The organism is Sphingomonas sp. TX0543 (assembly GCF_048565505.1).
In the GTDB taxonomy this organism is placed as follows: Bacteria; Pseudomonadota; Alphaproteobacteria; order Sphingomonadales; family Sphingomonadaceae; genus Sphingomonas.
This window is the reverse complement of sequence record NZ_JBLZUS010000002.1, coordinates 3,040,257-3,055,289: the sequence shown is the minus strand read 5'-3', so window position 1 is coordinate 3,055,289 and position 15,033 is coordinate 3,040,257. Positions and strand designations below refer to the sequence as shown.

The 15,033-nt window shown below is 63.5% G+C and carries 15 protein-coding genes and 1 tRNA gene; 6 read left to right on the top strand and 10 right to left on the bottom strand.

Annotation, left to right across the window (positions count from 1 at the left end; translation table 11 throughout):
* Nucleotides 1-57 precede the first annotated feature (57 nt).
* The 3 genes from ACM61V_RS15305 to ACM61V_RS15295 are packed head-to-tail and all read right to left on the bottom strand — an operon-like array spanning nucleotide 58 to nucleotide 2,277.
* On the bottom strand, nucleotides 58-1,413 hold the full coding sequence (locus ACM61V_RS15305; RefSeq protein ID WP_137787465.1) for a hypothetical protein: 1,356 nt from the start codon (nucleotides 1,411-1,413) through the stop codon (nucleotides 58-60).
* Nucleotides 1,410-1,622 carry a hypothetical protein gene (locus tag ACM61V_RS15300; RefSeq protein ID WP_137787464.1) on the bottom strand — a complete coding sequence of 71 codons (213 nt, stop codon included), beginning with the start codon at nucleotides 1,620-1,622 and terminating at the stop codon, nucleotides 1,410-1,412. Before ACM61V_RS15300 ends, ACM61V_RS15305 begins: the two co-directional genes overlap by 4 nt.
* The gene (locus tag ACM61V_RS15295) at nucleotides 1,615-2,277 is read right to left on the bottom strand and encodes a hypothetical protein (RefSeq protein ID WP_137787463.1); all 663 of its coding nucleotides are present in this window, start codon (nucleotides 2,275-2,277) and stop codon (nucleotides 1,615-1,617) included. The genes ACM61V_RS15300 and ACM61V_RS15295 overlap by 8 nt, the downstream gene beginning before the upstream one ends.
* 223 nt (nucleotides 2,278-2,500) lie before the next feature.
* On the opposite strand from ACM61V_RS15295, the gene ACM61V_RS15290 reads away from it, so the two are divergent.
* Nucleotides 2,501-4,165, top strand: coding sequence for a MobA/MobL family protein (locus ACM61V_RS15290; protein ID WP_137787462.1), 1,665 nt, complete (start codon nucleotides 2,501-2,503; stop codon nucleotides 4,163-4,165).
* A 124-nt stretch (nucleotides 4,166-4,289) separates the two neighbouring features.
* Here the strand turns inward: ACM61V_RS15290 and ACM61V_RS15285 are convergent, their stop codons facing one another.
* The 3 genes from ACM61V_RS15285 to ACM61V_RS15275 are packed head-to-tail and all read right to left on the bottom strand — an operon-like array spanning nucleotide 4,290 to nucleotide 5,169.
* Nucleotides 4,290-4,637: a hypothetical protein gene (locus tag ACM61V_RS15285; protein WP_137787461.1), complete on the bottom strand. Its 348-nt coding sequence runs from the start codon at nucleotides 4,635-4,637 to the stop codon at nucleotides 4,290-4,292.
* 2 nt (nucleotides 4,638-4,639) lie between these two features.
* Nucleotides 4,640-4,813, bottom strand: coding sequence for a hypothetical protein (locus ACM61V_RS15280; protein ID WP_171007617.1), 174 nt, complete (start codon nucleotides 4,811-4,813; stop codon nucleotides 4,640-4,642).
* A complete protein-coding gene (locus tag ACM61V_RS15275) occupies nucleotides 4,810-5,169 on the bottom strand; it encodes a hypothetical protein (RefSeq protein WP_137787460.1) in 360 nt (119 codons plus the stop codon). Before ACM61V_RS15275 ends, ACM61V_RS15280 begins: the two co-directional genes overlap by 4 nt.
* 191 nt (nucleotides 5,170-5,360) lie before the next feature.
* On the opposite strand from ACM61V_RS15275, the gene ACM61V_RS15270 reads away from it, so the two are divergent.
* The 4 genes from ACM61V_RS15270 (at nucleotide 5,361) to ACM61V_RS15255 (ending at nucleotide 7,390) form a co-directional block, all read left to right on the top strand.
* Nucleotides 5,361-5,591: a helix-turn-helix domain-containing protein gene (locus ACM61V_RS15270; protein WP_137787459.1), complete on the top strand. Its 231-nt coding sequence runs from the start codon at nucleotides 5,361-5,363 to the stop codon at nucleotides 5,589-5,591.
* Between the two features lie 214 nt (nucleotides 5,592-5,805).
* Entirely contained in the window at nucleotides 5,806-6,324 is a 519-nt protein-coding gene (locus ACM61V_RS15265; protein ID WP_419714101.1) for a hypothetical protein, read from the top strand.
* On the top strand, nucleotides 6,321-6,665 hold the full coding sequence (locus ACM61V_RS15260) for a hypothetical protein (protein WP_137787457.1): 345 nt from the start codon (nucleotides 6,321-6,323) through the stop codon (nucleotides 6,663-6,665). The genes ACM61V_RS15265 and ACM61V_RS15260 overlap by 4 nt, the downstream gene beginning before the upstream one ends.
* Nucleotides 6,662-7,390, top strand: a complete 729-nt coding sequence (locus tag ACM61V_RS15255; protein WP_137787456.1) for an ImmA/IrrE family metallo-endopeptidase — start codon at nucleotides 6,662-6,664, stop codon at nucleotides 7,388-7,390. Before ACM61V_RS15260 ends, ACM61V_RS15255 begins: the two co-directional genes overlap by 4 nt.
* A gap of 189 nt (nucleotides 7,391-7,579) precedes the next feature.
* Here the strand turns inward: ACM61V_RS15255 and ACM61V_RS15250 are convergent, their stop codons facing one another.
* From ACM61V_RS15250 to ACM61V_RS15240, 3 genes are all read right to left on the bottom strand, one after another.
* On the bottom strand, nucleotides 7,580-9,049 hold the full coding sequence (locus ACM61V_RS15250; RefSeq protein ID WP_419714100.1) for a PIN domain-containing protein: 1,470 nt from the start codon (nucleotides 9,047-9,049) through the stop codon (nucleotides 7,580-7,582).
* A 117-nt stretch (nucleotides 9,050-9,166) separates the two neighbouring features.
* Nucleotides 9,167-11,086: a DUF4209 domain-containing protein gene (locus ACM61V_RS15245; RefSeq protein WP_171007616.1), complete on the bottom strand. Its 1,920-nt coding sequence runs from the start codon at nucleotides 11,084-11,086 to the stop codon at nucleotides 9,167-9,169.
* 77 nt (nucleotides 11,087-11,163) lie between these two features.
* Entirely contained in the window at nucleotides 11,164-12,609 is a 1,446-nt protein-coding gene (locus tag ACM61V_RS15240; protein WP_171007615.1) for a toll/interleukin-1 receptor domain-containing protein, read from the bottom strand.
* Between the two features lie 666 nt (nucleotides 12,610-13,275).
* Between ACM61V_RS15240 and ACM61V_RS15235 the strand changes: the two genes are divergently transcribed.
* Nucleotides 13,276-14,892, top strand: a complete 1,617-nt coding sequence (locus ACM61V_RS15235) for a recombinase family protein (RefSeq protein ID WP_137787452.1) — start codon at nucleotides 13,276-13,278, stop codon at nucleotides 14,890-14,892.
* Here ACM61V_RS15235 and ACM61V_RS15230 read toward each other — a convergent pair.
* A tRNA-Thr gene (locus ACM61V_RS15230) sits at nucleotides 14,863-14,938 on the bottom strand. The two genes, ACM61V_RS15235 and ACM61V_RS15230, sit on opposite strands and share 30 nt — an antisense overlap.
* Nucleotides 14,939-15,033: the final 95 nt, after the last annotated feature.

The window sequence follows — 15,033 nt, the reverse complement described above, 5'->3', positions numbered from 1 at the left end:
TTGAGCCCCGAGCGGCCGCATGTGCGCATTCTTGCCAGACGGAGCCTGCGAAGGCTGTCAGCCAATCGCAAACCGATGCTCAGGTATGACGTCGAGAAGGTAGAAGGCCCGATGCGGGTCGCTCGCGGAACCGTGATGAGCGCCCAAGTGGCGCCCGCCTCGCTTCTCAAGGAATTCTCGGGACGCCTTGATGGCCTTCCACGGGTCTGAATTATTAGCGCTGCCATCGGCCAACACGGCGTCGCGGTAAAAGTCGAGCAGCCCAACTTGGCGGTTGACCGACAAGGGGGGCAGCTTTCCGTCGGGATAGGCGGGCAGCGGCTGCAGGATGGTCATCGCCGACGCCTTCCCGGCGATCACCGCATCGATCATGGCGGGCAATTGCTGCTCGGCCTGGATCAGGCGGCGGATGGCGACGCTCATGGCGGCCAATGGCGAGAGGCCGTACCAGCCGGTGGCATAGGCCTTGGCCTCGACATTCCGGGTGCGCGGCGTTGCCGTGCGGTCCAGCAACGGATCGGCGCGAAGCTGGGCGGCAATCCGCTGCATCATGGCGGCGAGGTCCGTCAGCGACACCCTGGTGTCGACGTTCCGATCAGCGCGTCCAACGTGTTTGGCGGTGCGTCGGATGATGGGGTCGGCGTGCTGGGTCAGCGACATGTTGACGCCCGACCAGGCCGGCTGGATCTCGCGCTGGCGCCATTCGCCCGAGCCGAAGAACAGGTCGAGCACCTTGTCGAGCGCGATCCGGCGGTCGCGCAGGTCGTTGAGCGAACCCTCGAGCGAGCGATTAGCCGGAAGCAGGTGCCCATAGTCCGGTGCTTTGGTCAGCCGTGCGACGACCAACTGGACGTCATGGGCGCACCAGATCATCGCCTGCCCGACGAGCAGGTCGCGCAGGCGCCTCCTCGCGTCAGTCGTCATCTCGCTCTGCTGGAGATGGCGGATGACTGAGCCGAAACGTCCGCCGACGAGCGCGGTGTAAAGACCTCGCTCTTCGCCACGCAGCTGCCAAAGGCGGCCGACATGGTCATCGAAGCCGCGTTCGGGCGACCGACCTCCGAACCAGTCACCGACCAATTCACAGGGTTCGAAATCTCGCCCGGTGGCCACCATCATGCGCCGCAGGAAGCAATCGAGATCCTCCCTGGTCGCCGGGATGAGCTCCAGTGGGACCACAGCTTCCTTGGTGTCGAGGATCGCCGGCGGCAGGGTGCGGATGTCGATGGTCGACGGGCTGAAGAGGAGCCGGTCGAACTGGTCCTCGCCGATGCCACCGGCGTAGATCCGTTCGTGCATGTCGCGGACCAGGCCCACGGGATCACCGTCGCTCGCCATGAGGCCAAGGAGCAGGTTCGGCACATCCGTCTTGCGCCCGTTGGCCGCGATGTGGTTTCGATAGGCCGCCGTCACAGGGCACGCTGCGCCGCGTCGATGCGGCCCTTCAGTTCGTCAGCCGCCTGGGCGAGCTTTCCGCCTAGCGCGGCCATGTGCGAATAGGCTTCGATGCCGATACGGCCTGCTTCCACCTCGGCGTTATAGCGTGCGACCGCCTTGTCATACTCCTCGGCGAGCCGCCTGTACGCGGCGAGATCGTCGTCGATCGTGGTCATGTCATCCATGGTCGTACTCCAGGTTGGGCGGGAGCGAAGGCTCGCGCCAGAAAGTCGGGTTGCCGTTGTGCAGGCGGAGCCATTCGAAGGCCTCGCCGCGGGTCTTGAGATTGGGGTCGGGGACGGCGAGCAGCTCGCAGAGCGTGGCGACGAGCCCCCTTTGGCCGACGCTGATCGGTCGCGTCCGCCACGATGCCTTCGGATCGGTCGGTCCGGTCGTGAGGAAGCGCTCGACCTCCTCGGCGTAGAGCGCCTTGCGGCGGCGCCACTGCAGGATCCGGCCCCATTGCTCGCACCAGGCGAGCCGGGCAGAATCGGCGAAGATCGAGCCGATGATGTCGCCCATCATCGGCCCTGCCCCCGCGGAGATAGCGGCGGTGATCCAGCGCGCCATCCGCGCCGGATGCGCGAACAGCCCGAGGAGCGCGGTGTCGCTGACGCCGTCGAGCCCGACCATAACGAGGACCGAGCCGAGCGCATATTTGCGGGCGTCAGCCGAGCCCGGCCCGCCACGTCGCTTGTCGACGGCGCGGTACTGACGCCGAAGCTCGGCGGCACTCTCTGCGACGATGGCGAGGCTGTCGGCGATCCTCTGTTCGGTCGCCGCGAAGTCGTGGGCGATCCTTTGCAGCCGATCAAAAGGCGGGGTGGTGACGGTGTCCATGCCCCCGGGCGTTGCCGGCCCGGCGAGCGGCGCGCTTCAACCTACCCAGGGTAAAACGACAAAGCCGCCATCCGACTTTTACCCCGGGTCGGTGGAGGCACCCCCAGGCAGAACAGTGCCAGAAGGTGGGAGGTAGAGGGGGTGGTGCGCGATAAAGGTTTGTTCTGCGACGGCAGACAAACGGCCCATCCACCCCCTCGACCAGACAGGAAGGGCAAGGCGGGTGAAGGTCGAATATGCAGCGCTGAAGGCAAGGTCGGTGGAGGCGTCCGCCGTGCTCGCTGGCGCACGCAGCGCGCGCAACCTGTCGAGCCGCCGCAAGCGGGAGCAGCAGATCGAGGACCAGGCCAGCCGTCGGCGCAAAGCCAGAAGCGAAGCCGAACTCGACAGGCTGCTGAACCAGCGCCTCGTGATCCGGGTGCCCGAGGCAGATCGTCCGGGTACGAAGAACCGGACGCCGCGCCGGCTCTTCACCCGCGCCGTCGACCAGATGCTGATGGGGACGACCGGCATGTCCAATGCCCGGGGTCCTGACGGCTGTCATTCCATCCACTACGCGTTTACCGCGCGCGGCTTCGGCTCGACGAAAGGACGGCGCTGGCGGGCGGGCGAGGCGGTACGCGCGGCGCTCTATTCGGTGCGAGAGGAGGCGCTGGAAGACGGCGAGCTCGGCTGGTGGTCGAATATCGCGGCGGACCGCAACGAACTGGTCGCCCATTACCGCGCGCTCGAGATGCTCGAGGCGCACGACCGCGCCAACGCCAATGTCTATATCGTCGAGGTCATCGCGCTACCGGCCGAGCTGAATGCGAGCGAGCGCCGCGACGCCGCGAAGCGCATCTGTGCGGAACTGGAGAAACAGGGCCTCGGCTATACGGTCGGGCTTCATCTGCCGGACGCGGCCGGCGACCAGCGCAACTACCATTTGCACCTCGTCTATTCGATGCGGCCGTGCGCGCGCATTGGCACCTGCGAATGGTCGTTCGGTGCCGCCAAGCGGACCGAGATCAACACGCCCAAGGGCATCGTCACGCGCCGCCGCGCCGTGGTCGATGCGGTCAACGCGACGCTGGCCGAGGCCAGGATCGACAAGCGTTACACGGCACAGTCGAACCGCGAGCGTGGGATGGCGGCACCCGCGCGTGGCAAGGTCGGCCAGGTCGAAACCGCGCTGGCGCGCCGACTGGCGGCGCTCGAGGCGCGTGAGGCGCAGCTGGCGGCCTTGCGTGACCATGCCCGGTGGATACGGCAGACGCTGCTCGATGCCGCTGAGCGGCTGAAAGCAGCACGGCAAAAGACGATGCGGCGCCTGGCGCAGGCGGCCATCGGCCTTGCCCAGGATGAAGCCGAACGCATCCAGCCCGCCGAACTGCGTACAGGAGTCGGTCGCGCGCTCGAACACACCTGCGACGTCGTAGACCGCACCAGCGCTGCCGCAGACAACCAGCTGGTCACAGCGCATCGGGCGGTGCGCGACCGTCTGCGTCTGGCGGTACGCCAAATCCCGATCCCGCCGGCGGGCACAGCGCTCGCGGACCGTCGAAACGTCGTGATCCACCGGCTCGTGACCGCCGCGATGGACGCGAACGACACCATCAGGCGGGTTCAGGCCGATCTCGATCGGGCACGCATCCAAATGGCGGAGAACCGCGCCGCTGATCGAATGCCGCAGAGCCGCGACCCGACCTCCGCCGCAGATGTGCCGGCCGCCGCAACTGTGTTGCCGCCGGGCCAAGCCCCGGACACCGCGCCAGCAAAGCGTGGTATCGCCGGTCAGGCCGCCGGGATCACGCAGACAGGCAGCCTGCGGGAGATCAAACTCAAGGGCAGGAACACCGATCTCATCGATACCGGCGTCTCGCCCGGGAAACGCGGACATGAGCGGTAACCGATCATCGGTCGGCTCAGATGAAAGACGATTGGAGGCGGGGACGCGAGGCGAAGCTGTCGACGCGGCCACGCGCCGACATCGACACGACCAAAGCGCAACGGATCAAATGATACCGGGTCGGTCACCGACATCGGTCCCTAGCATCCCGGCGCGTTTGACGGCGCGCCTCGACGTCGGCCTGCCCGATCAGCATCGAGAACGGGTCGTTGGATCGCAGCAGGCACCCGTCGGCATCATCCGCCGTCATGCATCGGATGATCATGTCGAGGGGCTCACCGAGAAGGGCATGCCAGAGCCGCTGACCGAGCGTGGCCTCGCCTGCCCCGACGACCTGGGCGATCCGGGTTGCCGCCGCGATCACGAGTTCGGGGCGTTCGCGCAGGACCTCGGCGTAATGAAGCGCACGAGCCAAGCGTTCTGCCTCGTTGATGTCGTGCGCCGTGGGAGATCGGTCGCCAGTGTTCGCCATCGTCACGCCCCCGTCAGGATCGACGCGGCCAGTAGGCTGATGACGGTCATCGCGCAGCCGCTGAACAGCACGCCTAGGCCAATGGTCCGCACCTGTCGGCTCTTGCCGATCTCACCCGCCGCCAGCAAGATCGCACCGCTCAGAAGCAGCCCCAGCCCCAGATCGGGTGCGGTCACGGCGTATCACCCATTGGGGCGTCGCCCTTACGAAAGACGGTCTTGATCAATCCGGGGCACAGGTCCCGATAGGTGTCGATAACGCGCAGCCAGTCGGTATGGGCCGCCAGCGTCCAGAAATCCCCGTGCGCCAGGCCCACGCAGACATCGTCCTTCGTCGCATCGTTGAACCCGCGCGAATTGATCAGCCAGGCGATCGCATCGTCTTCAGATCCGGTGAGCCCGATCAGCAGGCTAAGCATCTCGACCAACGTCGTTTGGCCGTCCTCGCCGCCATACCGGTTGTCCGGATCGTCGAGGATGAGGTCGACGAAGTTCGAATAGTGCGACATCTCCAGGCGCAGGCGCTCGAGCATGGCATCGCTGACGGGGTGTGTTGGTCGGTTCATAGTCGCTCCGCGTTAGATGCGGGCGACGCTAACAGGCCCAGCGGGCCTGTGAATCCGTGAGGACGAATAGGTAAAAGTACGGATAGACAGGCAGGCAGCACCTGCCTGCGCAGGGCTTGGGCGCCCTTGGGTCTGCAAACAGATCCAGGAAATCGAAGATGACGTCTTACCCGCACATCACGTTGACGCCGCGCGAGGAAGAGGTGGCCCGCCTCGTCATCAAGGGGTATTCCAGCAAGGAGATCGCGAAGGGGCTCGGTAGCAGCCCTCGCACTGTCGACCAGCAGATCGTGAACATGAGGAACAGACTTCTAGCGAGGGATCGTGCTCATATGGTCGCGCATCTGCTCATTCGCGGGATCATCATTGCGACGACCAGCGACCTGTAACCGACGCAGGCCAGATGACCTGCAGGGCGGGGAGATCGATAGAGCTTCAAACCATAATGCCGACGACCGGCGAGATTCGGACAGGCGGAAAGAAATTTTCCATCTTCCCGTCCGAAAAGCCGATCTCGTCGGCATTATGGATAAGGAGGCCGGTATTTCGTCTGACCAATTGCCGCTTCGGCCCAGCTATCATGATCCGGAAGAAATCCGCTCCATGCTGCTGGCACTATCGCGGGACGACTTCCACAGGATCGAAACCGTGTCGCGGTTCATCGCGCAAGGCGATCAAGTGTTCGCGGCCGACCTGCGTCAGGAGGCGATGGCGCGTCTGCTTGAGGGACGACGCAAATGCCCGGTGGGTATGGAGATCGTCAGCGTTATCAATGGCGTCATGAAAAGCATGATGTCGGCGGAGCGCGAGGCGGAGGCCGAGGGCAACCGGCCGGTGCTGATCGGTGTGTTCGGCGAGGACGGCTACGACGCCGCATCGCCGATGGTCTCGCCCGAGCAGGCGGGACACGACGCGCTACATTACCGACGCACCATCGCTTCGGTCCGGGCCGCGCTAGCCGGAGACCCGCAGCTGCTGGCGTTGCTCGATGCCATCATGGATGGACTGAGGGGCAAGGCCCTTGAAGAACGGCTGGGGCTGACAACCAGGCAGCTGGCTGACGAGCGCAAGAAACTGAGGCGTCGGCTTGCCGCCGCCACCGCAAACCGGAGCATGCCGTGACTCAGTCCGATGACGAACTTACCCGGATCCGTCGTCTCGACGCGTTCCTGGAAGCCGACAATGATCTCGACGATTTCCGCTTCGAGGTCGAGCAGGCCATGCTGATGGCCAAGAAACGCCGCCTGCGCGACGTCCGGGCAATGCTCGACGCTGGCGGCCAGGACGATATCGTCGTGCCGTTCGACCGCGCCAAGGCGCGTGCCCGACTTGCCACGATGATGGCGGAGGGTGCCGACACCCCGCTGACCCTGGCGGCGCGCGGCGCCTCGCCGCACGATCTCGATGCGCTGCTCGACGACCTTGCCGAACTGGAACGAGCGAAGGCCCCGCCTGAGCGGTGACAGTAGGGGATCCGGCCGAGCAGCTGCTGCACGACCTCGGCATCACCGAGCCCAATGAGATCGACCTCGAGGTGATTGCCTACATGGTTGGGGCGAGCGTGCGCCTTCGCTCGCTAGGCCGTGGTGATGCCCGGATCGTCGGCCTCGGTGACCGCGCGATCATTACCATCGATGCCGACGCCAGTTCGGTGCGGCAGCGCTTCTCGGTCGCGCACGAGCTCGGTCATTGGCACCATCATCGCGGGCAGCGCCTGATCTGCCAGGATGCTGACCCCACTGAACCGGCAGCCACCGCAGGTGCCGAGCGCGAAGCGGATCGCTATGCTGCTTCGCTGCTCATGCCCCGCTTTCTGGTCGGCCCGATGATTGCCGGCCTGCCCATGAAGATGGCGCTGGTCGATGAGGTTGCCGACCGCTTCCGGGTCAGCACCATCGCCGCGATCCTGCGAATGACTGACCTCCATACTGATGCCTTCGCCATCGTCGTCGAGGAACCTGTTGGACGTCGGTGGTTTCGGCGGTCGGTCGGGCTCGACCAGCGATGGTTCGTCTGGACGGCAGGTCCAGCCGGCGCTCGTTCGAGCGAGGTCGACCCATGCCGAGCGATTCACTGGTTCCGAGGTCCTGACCTCGCCAACCGGCGTGTGTCGATCGAAACCCGTCGATCAGCCGACGGGCAGGTCATCCGTCTAATTCACGGTCCGATCCAACGGGTGGATGCATAGTCGAGGCCATGCGGCGTATGATGGGGAGCGCGTAAGCAAGCGCCGCAGCGCCTAACCTCGTCTCCTCAGCTTGCATGAGGCCGAAGCAACGATGACCGTCGTTGGGACTTTGCTGCCATTCCCAAGCTTCATTTTGAACGTCAGATCTTTTCAGGATCAGACATTCAGTGCTCGCCTGACTCCGGGACCTTAGCGGCGGCCCAATCGGATCGCGAAGTCATCGACCAACGATTCCGCCATCGTCAGGCACTCGTGGTCCTCGAACGTGATCCGCAACGGCAGGCGGCGTTCAGCTGGGGCGCTCAGGTTAGACGCATTGACGCGGGCAGTTATCAAGCCCCGGACCTCACCTTGGTCGCTTGCCCAGACCCGGAAGGAAAACTCTTCCTCGTCACGGCCATGGCGCCACGCTTTGCATTCGAGCGACAGCACCTTGGTCGGATCGGACCTGCCCTCCCTCCAATAGAAGGCATCGTCATCACGTCGAGGCGGCATTGTCGGTAAATACGGTCGCGACAGCGCGGACGGATCGCGTCCTAGCCAATCGTGCGCCAGCATGCCGACCGACCGCGGCATCGGCTTGGGCGGTGTCGGCGGCAGCGAAAGCTTGAGCCAGTTACCTCGCTTGGGACCCTTGTCGTCGTCACCCTCTTGGCGATACCCACTCAGTTCGAAGTCGCCCGACGCCTCGACTTCGACTAGCACGTCATTAGCGGGCCGTGAACCGGTATTGGTCGCGCAGAAGATCGCCCGTGGCCATTCCCGGCGGCGGTTCCATTCCGCATGGAAGCCGGCAAATATGTTGCGGACGCCAGCGAGCCACTCACGATAGTCGCTTTCATATTTCTCGACGTCGGCCTGAGTGACCGGGGTCATGCCCAGGCTCGGGTAGCTGATCTCCGACAAATCGAATCCGCGGCCAGTCGCCTGCGGCTTCGCATATTTCGCCGCGGCTAGGGGCGTGACGGCAGCCATAGGCGCGAGGGCGGCGACACGAGCGACGAGCCGATCAACCTCCTCTGGGGTTACCGGTTGGTAGCGCTTCATCGTGACCTCGAGCCGTTCGATCTCGCTCCCGTCCGCATGGATGAAGCGATGTTCGAGCTTAGGCTCCGTCGCCTTGAGACGGGCGATTTCGGCATCGCGCCGAGCAAGTTCGCGGGCGCTATCGTCCTTCTCAGGCTCCTTGAGCCAATGATCGGGCATCAATCGAGCGGGGAGCCCGAACTCGTCGGCAGCCAGCGCCGCGAAATTGTCGCCGGTTAGCAAGACGACGTCTTCATCCTGATCGAGCCGGGCGAGCGCCTGGTCGATGATGGCCTGGTCGTCGTGACCGATGTCGAGACCCTGGCGTTGCGGAGCAAGGTTGGTCTTGCCCGGTGCGAGCCGCAGCATGACGCGGGGATTTGACTCGACAAGGACTTCGCTCTTCTCTGCGCTGCTCATCAGTTCGCGAATCTTGGTGCTGTAGGCGCGCGCTACTTTTCCAGCCCGGCCTGGCCGCGTCTTCAAGCGGTCCAGCTCGCGAATGACGGGGCCGCACAGCACGAGGTCGATCGGCCCGGTTCCGAGTTCCGACCAAGGCAAGTCGTGCAGTGCCCGTCCCTGCACGAGAACATTGGTGTCGAGGAAGATGATAAGAGGTGGACGATCGCTCATGGTGTCGCTCTAGCAGTCCGGCGGCAAAGACGCATGCCAATCCGGCGCAATTGTCTTGGACAGCGCCGAGATGCCGGCTCGGCGAATGAACGGCCGATCTCCGACCCTGCCAGAAGATCACGCCAGGTCGATCGTCTCTTCCCTTAATCGGGGGGCGATTTGCTCGCGCCAGACGCGGAATAGCGGCCGGCACGTCAGGTTGAAGATGAACCAGCAGCCGAAGATGGTCGCGTGATGGAAAAATGCTCCCCAGGGCAGCTTCCCGTGTGCAAGTTCGTTGCGCAGCGCGGGCCCGGGCCGAAAGTTGAACAGAATGTCGATCTCATGGACGACGTCCTCACCAAGGATTGCTTCGAGTTCGGTGCGGTTCACGTCGAGCAATGCTGACAAGGTCCGATCACCTTGGATGAGGTCCTGCTCGATCTTCGACGGGTCGCGATTCGAAATCATTAGAATGTGCCGAAGCGAGTTTTCGAGCTGTGGAAACAGAAAATGGGCCGCGCTCGCATAATCGCCCTGGAATATGCGGGCAAAGCCCATCGCGAACATCGCATCGCGTCCTTGCGGCACAAAAGCACTGGCCTCCGCGATCGGGAGGAGGTGCCGTTCCTGAATCGAGATGCGGTCGGCGATGGCGATCCGCGCAGGCTCGATCTTGCCGCGGACCTGCTGGAACATGGCGATGTCCATGTGCCGGACAGCTTCAGCGCGATACCAGTCGTCGGATGGCTCCTCGCCCATCGTGAACGGTGGCACCCGCGCCATCTCGCGGCCCTCAGAATCGTAATAGCTCGCGCCGATTGAGGCGCCGAGCGGATGCTGCTCCGCCAGTTCAAGGGCGATTTTACGCAGATCCTGCTTGGAAGCCGGCTCCGCCATCATGCAGAACTGGATGCAGGCCTCGGCGAAATCGATTCCTGCAAAGTGCTCGGCGATAACCTTCTGATCATCGGCGAGATCGATGGGCGTGTGAAAGGTCCCGAAATCGTCGTTGGCCGACATCTGCAACAAGCGGAGCTCTTCGCGCAGCGTCTGCACGCGCTCGCGCGAGCCGGGAATGCTTCGCATCTCGCCGATTGCGGCCTTGGTCCAATGCGCCTTGACGGTTGGCTGATCGGACTGGTCGCGCATCTTGAGCGTCTGCTCGGCCGCCGCCATTCCGCATCGTGCGGCGTCGTCGTTCCGGCCGAGCCGATCGTGGCACGATGCCGCGACTAGCAAGACGCGCTTCAAAGCTTCGGGATAGGTATCGGCTGGGGAAACATCGGCCAGGGTCTCCGCGTCGTCAGCCACGGTGGCGAACTCCAAGATCTTGTAGTGAAGACCACGCTCCGCGATCTTGACGAATGCCACATAGTGCCGGCCGGTCAGAGCCGCGTCATAGCAGGCCCGCAAGGTATCGGTCAGGTCCGCGGAGACGTCGCCGCGCTTCCGGGTCAGCCCCGATAGCGCCGTCGCCCGCGCGAGCGGGGAGACGACATCCAGAATCGATTCCGCGCGCTCGGGCCAGCGCGGCGCGATCGTATTGTCGAGCCTGCCGCGGGCGATCGCGCAATAAGCGGTGATCGCCGTGGCGGCGGCCTTCCAGTGCTTGCGGCTATTGTAGAAAGCGAGATCACCGATCTTCGCGCGCAGATGCACGTTCGGCAGCGTATCGACAAGATTGGCTAGGATCGCCGACTGTTCGCCGACAATGTCATCGGGGATCATGCTACGCCGACCTTCGAGCACAATCTTGGGCCCGAACGGATTGTTCTCGTCGTCCGGCCGCACCGCGATCGTCATGATCCCCGCCAGCAGCTCGAGCGTGTCGGCGCGCGTATCGGCGCCGGCCTCGCGAGCTTCCCTGGCGACCGCGTAGAGGCGGGTTTCGACGGCATGTTCGTCCTGGTCCGCTACGGGGGCAAGCATTTCGGTGAGATCGACCGCCGCAATCATCGTCGCGGTGATCAACGGGCGAACGGGAGCGGCCGCCTCCGCCGCCCCTTCATCAAGAGGATCGGTAACGTCCCCACTTGGATTTTCGTTGTCTGTCACGAATGCACCCCTGAAAATGGAGATGGGCATGAGAAGCGCACCGGGCATTGTGACAGCGCCCTACTGCCGCGATTGCGCTATGCCCCGGTCGTTTCTCCGATCGCTGCGGCAAAGTTGTTCGAACCGTCCGGCAAGATCAGATACCGGATCGTCAGCGCGTCGCTTGTCGCCCCGCGGCTGTCGTCCTCGACTTGCAGAATCTGCACCGCCGCGAAAAAGCCGTTGGTATTGCGCAACACCGCGATCTCACCAACGCGCGGTGTACGGGAACGCGAGGTGAAGTCGTAGGCCGAGGCGTCGGTGATTTCGGCAAAGTCGCTCGCGCCGCGCGCGATCGCGACGCCATGTATTGACGGTGGGTCGTTCAGCAGATGGATGCTGGTATCGCTCGCCTTCGACCAGCGCGTCTCGAACGCGGTCGCGCCAGTCCCAATGACATAACGACCGTCATGAGCAGCATAATCAAAATTGACCTCGCCTGACAGCGCGCCCGAAGCTGGCGGCGGCAGATCGGACGCCTTACCGGCAGTCGGTGCCACACCGACCTTTTCAGCGATCTCCAAGGCAAGCTCGGCGGGCGTGAAGCGCTCGGCCGTTAGATATTGCATCGTGTCGGGAAGACCCGGAACCTCGGTCATATCGAAGCGCACGGGCAGAATGTATTCGCCGTCGTCCTTCATTTGGCGGCTGATCGCGGAGCGGCGCTCGTGCCGAGTCCAAGCCTTGGCGACATAGGCTTCAGAAATGAACATCACGACATATTGCGTGTCGCGCGAATAGATCTGGTGGAAATGCTCGGCACCGTCCTTTCCCCATAAGGCGTTGGCCTCGAACCTGTCGTAGAAGACAGCGATGTGACGGGCGGCGAGCGCCTTGGCGACGGCTTCCACATAGCCGCGTTGCTCGCCCGCAAAGGACAAGGCGACCTGATAGGGGCGCGCTGCCCGACCTTCGGATGCCGGCGCGTCATCATTCGAATTTGAGCCTACTGCTCCAACCGTGGCCTCAATATGGTCAGGGGACGGCGCCGACGCCGGTGGCGATACCGCTTCGCCTGCACGCCGAGCGCCCCCAACGGCGACCTGATCAAGGCCGACGTCGAACTGGCGAAAGCGGTAGTCGATCTTCGCGTACATCCCTTCGATCTTGACGTTAGCCAGATCTCCGGCGGATCCGCGTCCCATCATGCCGATCCATTTGTCGATGTCGGCGGCACCGCGCAGCACGGGTACGAGGTCGCGCGCGCGCAAAAAAGCCTGGTCTCGGCAAGCCTGATAGTTAATTTCCGGGACCGACTTCATGTGGCGCAGGGTCGCCAGCATCTCGGTCAACGCCGCGTCGAACGCTTTCTCGATCAGACCGATGAGCGCCTTCAGGGTGGCGCCCGAGCGCAGCATCCCGCGGGCGGCATGGCGTGTGGTAAGCGCGCCCGTTTCCTCGCGCAGACGATCGGCGGCGGCGTCGCGGATCGTGTAGAGGCGCGAGAGGAGATCGTTGATGGTGGGCTGATCGTCAGCTAGCATTGCGACCTTATAGTGGATCGTTAAATTTGGGGAACAGCGGCAAAGTTCCATTTTGCCTGATCCGCTTCAAGTCCGCGCTGACCCGAGCGAACACGGCTGGATCGGGCTCGTATTGCCGGCCAGCGAATGGCGGCTTGCGGCAAAAACAGCCAATCCGGGACGGGCGTTGAATGTCCGGGTCTGATCGTAAGCTGACGTTGACCATGTCTAAGGGCGATAGCACCTATTTGGATGGACGTGGCTCTTTGAAGCTAACGACTCAAGCCCAGTTTCTTTACTCGACAGTTCATCGTCGACCGCGGTCGTTATTCCAAATCACGTCAAAGTCCCCGTTTGTGGCGTAAATGGCATAGAGCCCCAGCCTTGCCGATGGTCAAGGCGGTGTCGGGGACCGCGCTTTGCTTGGGACATGTTCGTTTTACCCCGGCGAGGTTGAAGCGCCGTCGCTGAAAATCCGCGACGCCGTTTGAATGGCGGAAGAGAGTTCACAATCATCTGACGGCTTGGGCGACGCGCACTCGCAGCGCAATACTGCGCGCCAATCGAACGACTTACAGCCGTCTAGATTTCGATCTCCGCCCGTGACCCGACGGGAATGCGTGCTCGTGCTCGAAGCCCTCGCGGGAGAATTTGAGACACTCTTCGAACGCAAGAGTGGATAGGAAAATGGTAAAGCCCAAGCGCGGCCCGGTCCGGGCATATGCCTATATGCGCCTGTCCGTCGACAAGGAGGGCGGCGTGCCGCAGAGCATCGACGCCCAGCGCACCGCCATCCGCAGCTATGCCGCCAAGAAAGGCATGGTCATCGTCGAGGAGTTCGCCGACGCGGGGTTTACCGGCCAGAACGACAGGCGGCCCGAGTTCCAGCGAATGGTGCGGCAGGCGACGGCTGTTGATCACCCGGTCGACGTCGTAGTGATGTACATGTTCAGCCGCATGGCGCGCAACATGCAGCTCTTCTTCAACACAGTCGGCCGGCTTGAGGATGCCGGGGTTGAGGTAGAATCCGTCACGGAGGATTTTGGAACTGGCCGTGGCCAACGGATGGGCCGGACGATCGCGGCGTTGCTGAGCGAAGAGCAAGCTCGCGATGCCTCGCTCCTTACCAGCAAGAGCCGACGGGAGAATGCCCGTCAGGGATTCTATAATGGTGGTCCGATCTCGTTGGGCTACCGCAGCTACATAGCGCGGCAGGATGGAGAGAAAGCTCGAAAGAAGCTCGAGATCGTCGAGGATGAAGCCGTAATCGTCCGTCAGATTTTTGACTGGGCGGATGTCGGTCGTGGCGCTCGTTGGATCGCCCAGCAGCTAAATGCTCGTGGGCATAGCCTACGCGGCAGGAAGTTCACCAATGGCAATGTCGCAGGGGTTCTCGGCAACGAGCGCTATACCGGCGTCTATCATGATCGCACAGCCGACGATGAGGGCATCACGCCGGACGCCGAGGATGCGATCGCTGTGTCCTGCCCGGCGATCATCACGCAAGACCAGTTCGAGCGGGTCGCAGCGACCCGGGCGACGCGCAATCCGAGACGAACAGCGCCTCATGTCGCGGCCGGCACTACGCTCCTGACGGGGGTGGCGCGTTGCGGTATGCCTAATTGCGCTAGCGGCATGACAATCCGCACCGGCAAGGGCGGTCGCTATGCCTATTACACCTGCAACAACAAGGTGAACCAGGGCGGCAAATGCGCGTGCCCAAACATCCGACGCGAACTGCTCGACGGCGTCGTTCTCGACGCGATCGAAGAACGACTGCTCGAGCGCAACAGGCTGCGCGAGCTGCTGGCAGGTGTGCTCGACGTGTCACAGGCGCGCACGGAGGAACGCGAGGTTGAACTGGCTCGCGCTCGTGCCGAGCGAACCCGGCTCGAAAGCGCCACCAAAAATCTGCTGATTCTTATTGAGCAGGGCACCATGAGTCCGCGCGATCCGGCGTTCGCTGAGCGGATGGCAATAAACCGGACGGCATTGGCGGGTGTGATCAGCCGCATCGATATTCTTGAGGCTCAGTTGGCCAGGGGTAAGCGGAAGATCGACGAACGCACCGTCGACCGCTTCGGCGATATGCTGCGAGATAAGCTCCGCGGCGAGGACAACAGCTTACGCTCGGCCTATCTGCGGATGTTCGTTGCAGAGGTTCGCGTTGGACCGAGCGAGATCATCATCTCAGGTCCAATGTCGGCGCTGGAAAACGGCCTTGCCGTTGGACTTCCCGTCAAAGAGGGCACGGTGCCCATCTTTGACCGGGAGTGGTGCCGCTTACAGGACTCGAACCTGTGACCCCCGCATTACGAATGCGATGCTCTACCAGCTGAGCTAAAGCGGCCAGGACACGCCAGCGAGCGTGTCGAGGCGCGGCGCCTAGCAGGAGTATCAGGGGCTTGCAAGCGCGCTGTTGTTTACGGCTCCTTTACCATGAGT

What these genes read in the sequence shown, in the direction of transcription:
- ACM61V_RS15300 (WP_137787464.1), bottom strand. Translation starts at nt 1,622, where the DNA reads ATGGATGACATGACCACGATCGACGACGATCTCGCCGCGTACAGGCGG.
- ACM61V_RS15240 (WP_171007615.1), bottom strand. Translation starts at nt 12,609, where the DNA reads ATGCTAGCTGACGATCAGCCCACCATCAACGATCTCCTCTCGCGCCTC.
- ACM61V_RS15235 (WP_137787452.1), top strand. Translation starts at nt 13,276, where the DNA reads ATGGTAAAGCCCAAGCGCGGCCCGGTCCGGGCATATGCCTATATGCGC.
- ACM61V_RS15270 (WP_137787459.1), top strand. Translation starts at nt 5,361, where the DNA reads ATGACGTCTTACCCGCACATCACGTTGACGCCGCGCGAGGAAGAGGTG.
- ACM61V_RS15285 (WP_137787461.1), bottom strand. Translation starts at nt 4,637, where the DNA reads ATGGCGAACACTGGCGACCGATCTCCCACGGCGCACGACATCAACGAG.
- ACM61V_RS15265 (WP_419714101.1), top strand. Translation starts at nt 5,806, where the DNA reads ATGCTGCTGGCACTATCGCGGGACGACTTCCACAGGATCGAAACCGTG.
- ACM61V_RS15295 (WP_137787463.1), bottom strand. Translation starts at nt 2,277, where the DNA reads ATGGACACCGTCACCACCCCGCCTTTTGATCGGCTGCAAAGGATCGCC.
- ACM61V_RS15250 (WP_419714100.1), bottom strand. Translation starts at nt 9,049, where the DNA reads ATGAGCGATCGTCCACCTCTTATCATCTTCCTCGACACCAATGTTCTC.
- ACM61V_RS15275 (WP_137787460.1), bottom strand. Translation starts at nt 5,169, where the DNA reads ATGCTCGAGCGCCTGCGCCTGGAGATGTCGCACTATTCGAACTTCGTC.